Annotated in this window: 5 protein-coding genes; 2 read left to right on the top strand and 3 right to left on the bottom strand. The window is 63.3% G+C overall.

Annotated elements, in window-relative coordinates:
* Positions 1-107: 107 nt before the first annotated feature.
* The 3 genes from ACTJJN_RS20490 to ACTJJN_RS20480 all read right to left on the bottom strand — a co-directional run bounded on the left by ACTJJN_RS20490 (position 108) and on the right by ACTJJN_RS20480 (position 6225).
* A complete protein-coding gene (locus ACTJJN_RS20490) occupies positions 108-2519 on the bottom strand; it encodes a glucose/quinate/shikimate family membrane-bound PQQ-dependent dehydrogenase (protein ID WP_019752450.1) in 2412 nt (803 codons plus the stop codon).
* Between the two features lie 30 nt (positions 2520-2549).
* Positions 2550-3884, bottom strand: a complete 1335-nt coding sequence (locus ACTJJN_RS20485; RefSeq protein ID WP_440781565.1) for a carbohydrate porin — start codon at positions 3882-3884, stop codon at positions 2550-2552.
* 295 nt (positions 3885-4179) lie between these two features.
* A complete protein-coding gene (locus ACTJJN_RS20480; RefSeq protein WP_440781564.1) occupies positions 4180-6225 on the bottom strand; it encodes a TonB-dependent receptor in 2046 nt (681 codons plus the stop codon).
* Positions 6226-6389: 164 nt separating this feature from the next.
* Between ACTJJN_RS20480 and ACTJJN_RS20475 the strand changes: the two genes are divergently transcribed.
* Both ACTJJN_RS20475 and ACTJJN_RS20470 read left to right on the top strand, forming a co-directional pair.
* On the top strand, positions 6390-6611 hold the full coding sequence (locus ACTJJN_RS20475; RefSeq protein ID WP_003252112.1) for a VF530 family DNA-binding protein: 222 nt from the start codon (positions 6390-6392) through the stop codon (positions 6609-6611).
* A 1-nt stretch (position 6612) separates the two neighbouring features.
* Positions 6613-7248, top strand: a complete 636-nt coding sequence (locus tag ACTJJN_RS20470; RefSeq protein ID WP_004575440.1) for a Pr6Pr family membrane protein — start codon at positions 6613-6615, stop codon at positions 7246-7248.
* The last annotated feature ends 96 nt before the right edge of the window (positions 7249-7344 follow it).

Genomic DNA, 7344 nt, shown 5'->3' with positions numbered 1-7344 from the left:
GCAGCCCTTTCGCGACGCAAGGCCGCTCCCACACGGATCGCGCCAGCTTTCAGAAATTGAGCAAGACAGTTGCTCCCACAGGGTTGAGCCTGCGGGAGCGGTGTCGCTTACTCAGCTAATTTGTAAGCGATGATGTAATCGCCCATCTTGGTGCCCAGTGAGCCATGGCCGCCGGCAGTCACCAGCACGTACTGCTTGCCGTCCTTGCCGGTGTAGCTCATCGGCGTAGCCTGGCCACCCGCTGGCAGGCGTGCCTTCCACAATTCCTTGCCGTTGTTCACGTCATAGGCGCGCAGGTACTGGTCGAGCGTGCCGCTGAGGAAACCGACGCCACCGGCGGTGACGATCGAGCCACCCATGCTCGGCACGCCAACCGGCAGGCCGATCGGCACAGGAGTGCTGTCCCGGGTGGTGCCGTTCTTGTGTTTCCACACCACCTTGTTGGTGAACAGGTCGATGGCGGCGACGTAGCCCCAGGCGGGTGCCTGGCACGGTACGCCGAGCGGCGACATGAACGGGTGCATGGTCACTGCATACGGTGCACCGGTGTTCGGCTGCACGCCGCTGGTCTCGCTTTCGCGCTTGCTGCCTTCGGCAACCTGCTCACGCGGGACCATCTTCGACACGAACGCCATGTAGTTGGGCGAAGTGAACAGCAACTGGCGCACCGGGTCGACCGACACGCTGCCCCAGTTGAATACACCGACGTTGCCGGGGTAGACCAACGAACCTTGTTCGGATGGCGGGGTGTACTGGCCTTCGTAGCGCAGCTCGCGGAACTGGATGCGGCACAGCATCTGGTCGAAAGGCGTGGCGCCCCACATGGCCTGTTCGGTCAGCTCTGGGCCGAGCAGGTTGAGGTCGGAACGAGCCTGGGTTGGCGAGGTGTGGTCGCCTTCCACTGCGCCTTGTGGGGTGGGGATCTCGCGGATCGGCACGATTGGCGTACCGTCGCGGCGGTCGAGCACGTACAGGCTGCCTTGCTTGGTCGGTACGATGATCGCCGGTTTCACGCCATCGTCGGTTTTCAGGTGTACCAGGGTCGGCTGGCTGCCGACGTCCATGTCCCACAGGTCGTGATGGGTGAACTGATAGTTCCAGCGTGCCTTGCCGGTGGCCAGGTCAAGGGCGACCACGCCGGCACTGTACTTCTCGGCGCCTGGGGTGCGGTCGGCGCCCCACTGGTCCGGGGTCTGGTTGCCCAGCGGCAGGTAGATCATGCCAAGGTCTTCGTCGACGCTGGCGATTGACCACATGTTGGCCGAGTTGCGGCTATACATTTTGCCGGCAGCCAATGGCTTGGTGTCGTCCGGGTTGTTGCTGTCCCAGTTCCACACCAGGTGGCCGTCGTGCACGTCGTAGGCGCGGATCACCCCGGACGGCTCATTGGTCGACTCGTTGTCGGTGACGTGGCCACCGATGATCACCAGGTCACGGGTAATGGCAGCAGGCGAGGTGGAGTAATAGCCGCCGGCGGTGAACGGGCCAATGCCGGTGGTGAGGTCGATCACGCCCTGGTTGGCGAAACCTTCGCAAACCTTGCCGTTGTCGGCGTTGATGGCGATCAGGCGGGCATCTGCAGTCGGCAGGTAGAGACGACGCGGGCAGGCTTGGGCCACCGCCTGGCCTGCGTCGGTAATTTTCGGCGCCGGGCTGCCGTCGCGGCTGACGTAGCGGTTTTCGTCATAGTACGAGACGCCACGGCACGTCATGTGGGCAAAGCCTTTGAAGGTGCCGGTCGGGCTCTTGACCTGCGGGTCGTAGCGCCAGATTTCCGCGCCAGTGTCCGGGTCCAGCGCCAGCAGGCGGCTGTGCGCGGTGCAGGCGTACAGCATGCCGTTGACCTTCAGCGGGGTGTTCTGGTTGGTCAGCTCCACCGGGTCGTTTTCGGTCGGCAGATCACCGGTGCGAATGCGCCAGGCCTCTTCCAGGCGGTAGGCGTTCTGCGGGGTGATCTGGTGCAGCGGCGAGTAGCGGTCGCCATGCTCGGTACGGCCGTAAGCCTGCCATTCGCCGTCGGGCATGGCCGGTGCGGCACTGGCCATTTCGCTGCTGTCGCGGCCCAGTTCGCCGAACACTTCACCGGGATGGGTGAACTGGCTGCCCAGCGCGCAAGCGCCCGAAGCGACCACTGCCAGGCCGAGCAGTGCAGTATTGGCTTTGCTGGCCGGGCCGATCAGCGGGCGACGTGCCCACGGTAGCAGCAGCACCACGCCGATGGCGAACCAGATGGCCAGACGGGGCACCAGTTGCCACCAGTCCAGGCCCACTTCGAGCAGGGCCCAAACGGTGCTGCCCAGCAGCACCAGGCCATACAGGCCCAGGGCGATCTGGCGTTGGGCCAGCAGCAGGATGCCCGAAAGGGCAAAGCCGATACCGGCGATCAGGTAGTACAGCGATCCGCCCAGCTGGCTCAGCTTGATACCGCCGGCCAGCAGGGCCAGGCCCATCAGCAACAGCAGCGCGCCAATCAGGCGCGGTAGCCAGCGGCTTCCTTGGTTCGCACCTTCAGTGCTCATCGTAGGTTCTCCGTCAGGTCAAAAAAGGGGTTAGAAACTGCTCTGGATCTTCAGGCCACCGATCAGGGCGCCATCCACCTGCGACACCCCGCCCGGGTGGCGGATGTACTGCAGGTTGGGGCGTACCGTGAGCCAGTCGGCCAAATGGATGCCGTAGTACAGCTCGGCGCTGTACTCGGTGTCCTGCACGGGCAGGAAGCCTGGGTTGTCGTAGTCGTAGAGGCCGGCGGCCTGGTTGGCCAGGCGGGCGTTCTTGCGATAGGCAGGGTTGACGTGCACGCGGGCCAGGGCGAAACCGATGTCGTCCTTGGCGCGGGCATCGAAGGGCCCTTTGAATACCAGTCCTGCCTGCACATAGTTGTCGATGGCATTGGTCTTCTTGTCATGCACGGTGGCGTTGGCGAAAACGCTCAAGCCGCGTGACTGGTCGGACGCCAGCGAGGTGACCTGCTGCTGGGCGCCAATCCACAAGCCGTGCTTGCTCGAGCTGCTGCGGTAGGCGGCGCCGCTGATGGCGGCCGGCTCACCGTTGCTGTCCTTGAGAACATCTTGTGCTTTGGCATTACTGTAGTAGTAGCCGGCGCGATATTCCCCTTTCAGGCCTTGGATACGTGGGGTCCATACCAGTTCGAACGGCATTACCGCACCTTGGGTGCCGCTGCCGCTGAGCTTGAAACCATTGCCAGATTCAAGGTTGGAAGGGTTCTGCTCGAAGACGCCGACCTGTGCGTACAGCTCAGAGGTAAGGTTGTAGCGCACGCGCAGGGCCCACTGGCTGACTGGCCAGTTGTACCAGATGCCACCTACCCAGTTGCCCACCTGCGAGCCGCAGAAGGCCAGGTTCTGGAAGTCGCAAGGGAAGCTGTTGAAGTCCTCGCCTTCACCGAAGCGGCCGAATTTCACATCCAGCGCACCGTCGAAGTACTTCTGCTTGATCCACATCTGCGTCAACCGCCAGGTTTCGCCGCGGCCCCAGACTTCCTGGGCGGAGGTGAAGCCGCCGACACGCGGGTCGTTGATGCGGTCGTTGCTGATGTTGTCGCCGTGACGCTCGGTGACGGTCAGCTGGAGTTCGGTGTCGTGCCAGCCGAGGATCTTGTCCAGGTCCAGGTGGCTGCCAAAGGTGAACTGGTCGCTGTAGCGCGCGGTGCGGTCGTGGTCGTAGCCGCCGTGCAGGTTGCTGCCCATCTCGCCGGTGTAGCCAAGGGTAAAGTCGTAGCCCTTTTCCAGCAGTTCGCTGCGGGTTCCACCCCAGTCGCCGAGCATCCACGGGGAGTCGCTGGCGAACATTTCGCTGGCGCTGGCGGGGGTTGCCAAGGCACTGAGGGCGAGGCCGATGTAACAGGTTTTAGGCAGTTGGAACATGAGATAGCGCTATCTTTTGATTATTGAAAAAACGGCAAGCGCATCGAAGGGCGAGCCCCTCAATGGATATGGCGACAAGGTTGTTCGATGAAGCGTTTCAGCTTGCGGCGGGGAGGATATAGGGGAAGTTGTAAGAAAAAAAGACAAATTGTCGCAGAGGATTGTTGTTGAACGGGCAACAGTCGTCATTAATCGAGGCAGGTGTAGGAGCGGGTTCACCCGCGAATGCGCCGGTTGACCTACCATCGTCTTCGCGGGTGAACCCGTTCCTACACCGATCTTCGTCGCTTGTGGTTCAGAAGGTGGTACGCAACCCGACTTCCACACTGCGCCCCGGCGCCGGTGCGATATCGCGCAGGATCGAACTGGCGTAGCGCACGGTCTGGTCGGTGAGGTTTTCGCCGCGTACAAACGCCAGCCACTGGCTCTGGCCAATGTCGAAGCGGTAGCCAACGCTGGCCCCCAAGGTGGTGTAGCCATCGGTGCCGGTTTCGTTGGCGGGTTTGCGGTGCTGCGACGCAGCGTGCTGCACGTCTACTCGCGCCTGCCAGCGGTCCAGTTCCCAGACCAGGCCGCTGTTCAGGCGCAGCGGGGCGATGCGGGGCAGTGGCTCGCCGCTGTCCAGGTTTTTGGCCCGGGTGTAGTCACCGGACAACTCCAGCGCAAAGCTGCCGTAACGGTTCTCGGCCAACTGCCAGCGGTCCTGGGCCTCGATGCCGTAGAAGCGCGCCCGCACGCCTTGGTACTGGTATTCCGGGAAGCCGTCGTCATGATCGTGGTCGTGGTCATCCTCGTCATGGTCGTGATCATGCCCGCCCTCACGCAGGTTGCCGGTGCCGATCAGGCCGATGTAGTTGCGAAAGTGGCTGTAGAACACCCCAACACTGCCCTTGTGGGTGCCGTTGTCGAAGCGCAGCGCCAGGTCGGCGGAAATCGCCTTTTCCTTGTTCAGGCTGGCGTCACCGACTTCAAACGCGCCGGTGGCTACGTGCGCGCCATTGGCGTACAGCTCGTAAAAGGTAGGGGCGCGCTCGGTGTAGCCGAGGTTGGCGGCCAGCGACCAGATGGGGTCGAGTTGGTACACGGCCCCCGACGACAGGCTGAAGGCGTTGAAGCTGCTGGCGCTGTCGGCGTCGACGAAGTTCTCGTTGCCTTTGGCGTCTGGGTCTACGCGGGTGTGTTCCATGCGCGCGCCCAGGCTCAGGTTCAGGCGTTCGGTGGCTTGCCACTGCTCCAGCATGAACAGCGCCAGGCTGTCGGTATCGGTGTGCGGGACGAAGGCTTCCTCGCCCAGGGCGGAGAATTCGTTGCGGCTGACCTGGGCACCGATCACCCCTTCCACCGGTCCGAGCGGCTGGTGACGGGCTTCGATGCGGGCTTCGTAGCCCTTGTTCTTGAAGGTGGTATGGACCTCGCCTTCCTCGATTTCGCTGTGTTCGTAGTCGGTGTAGCCGGCATCTACCTTGACCGAGCTGAACGGGCCGTCGAGGTCGCGCAGTTCGGAGGCGAAGGCGTAGTGATCCTGTTTCATGTCCAGGCGCACGCCGGACTCGGCCACCGAGCCGTAGTTGCTGTCGTAGCGGCTGTACGACAGGCCGGCGTAGCCGTGGTCCCAGTGGTAGGCACCACCGATTGCGCCGCCGTCCTGGCGACCGTCGCTGTTTTCCAGGCGGTGTTTGCTGCCGGGCTCGTCGGCATCGCGCACCTTGGCGCTGCGTGCGTAGCCCGGGATGCGCAGGTCGTTGAACTGGCGGCTGTTGGCGTCCAGGTGCAGGGCGAAGGCGCCGTCGCTGGCCTCCAGCTTGCCGGCGCTGCTGCGGGTGGTGTCCGCGCCGCCGTAACGCAGTTCACCGGTACCGTGGATGCCCTCGATCGGCGAGTCCGGGATGCGGTTGTCGAAGGTGTTGACCACGCCGCCGATGGCGTTACCGCCATACAGCAAGGCGGCCGGGCCGCGGACGATTTCGACGCGGTCGACCGTCACCGGGTCCAGGGGCACGGCGTGGTCATAGGACAGCGACGAGGCATCCAGGGCGCCGACGCCGTTGCGCAGAATGCGGATGCGGTCGCCGTCCAGGCCGCGAATGACCGGTCGGCTGGCGCCAGGGCCGAACCAGGTAGAGGCGACACCGTGCTGCTTGTTCAGGGTTTCACCGAGGCTGCCGTGCTGCTGTTGCAGCAGGTTGTCGCCTTCGAGCACGGTGCTGGGAGCCGCCAGTTGGCGGTTGCCCAGCGGGTTGGCGGTGATGACCTGGGGTTCGAGCTCTACGGCCTGGCTGGGCGATGAGGCCAGCCAGAGCGCAACGGCGAGAGGAGAGAGGCGAAGCGGTGAGTACAGCATGGGGATGGGGCGTTCCTTGGCAGAGGCTTTTATAGTGTTACAACATAACATAACTATTTCAGCGCATAGGTTTTGCCCATGGCCAGCGATTTTTCTGTCGCCATGACTGATCCCACCCGCCACTACACTCGTGTAAGGTGCGCATCTTTCCTACGGAGCACAGCATGAGCACGGCCCAACACAACGCGCTGCACGGCAAGACCCTTGAACAGATCCTCACCGAGCTGGTGGCGCACTACCAATGGCAGGGCCTGGCCGAGCGCATAGACGTGCGCTGTTTCAAGAGCAACCCGACCATCAAGTCGAGCCTGACTTTTCTGCGCAAAACGCCATGGGCGCGGGAAAAGGTCGAGCAGCTGTACGTGAAGCTGCAGCGTCAGGCCTGACATGTCGCGTCGCCCTTGGCTGACCGGCATGGCTGTGCTTGGCTGGTTCGGCCTGGCCGTGCAGGTGAACCTGGTACTGCTGGCGCGTTGGCAGGAACAGGCCAGCCTGATTGGCGGCCTGATCAATGTGTTTGGCTATTTCACTGTGCTGACCAATACCCTGGTGGCAACGGTGCTCAGCTATGCCGCATTCGGCCGGGAAGGCCGTGGCAAACGCTTTTTCCTGTCGCCCTCGGTAAGCTCTGCAGTGGCCGCCAGTATCGTGCTGGTGGCGCTGGCCTACAGCGTGCTGCTGCGTCATTTGTGGCAACCACAGGGTTGGCAATGGCTGGCGGACGAGTTGCTGCACGACGTGATGCCGGTGCTGTATGCCCTGTACTGGTGGTGCGAGGTGCCCAAGGGCAGGTTGCGGCTATGGCATTTGCTGGTGTGGGCGGTGTACCCGGCGGTCTACTTTGGTTATGCGTTGTGGCGGGGGAGCGAGATTGGCGTGTATGCCTATCCGTTCATTGATGTGGCCAGTCTGGGGTATGGGCAGGTGATGCTCAACGCCCTTGGGGTGCTGGCGGGTTTCTGGGGGATAGGGCTGGTGTTGCTTGGGCTGGATCGGTGGCGGGGGCTGCACAGGTTGGCTTGACCTGTACCGGCCTCTTCGCGGGCAAGCCCGCTCCCACAGAGCAATCACACGCCCAGGGGGCTGTGGTATTCGCTGTGGAAGCGGGGGACACGCGGT

The sequence above is a fragment of the Pseudomonas sp. 22515 genome, from assembly GCF_052044625.1.
GTDB lineage: Bacteria > Pseudomonadota > Gammaproteobacteria > Pseudomonadales > Pseudomonadaceae > Aquipseudomonas > Aquipseudomonas alloputida.
Note: the sequence above shows the minus strand (reverse complement) of the source record. Positions and strands in the feature narration are given on the sequence as shown.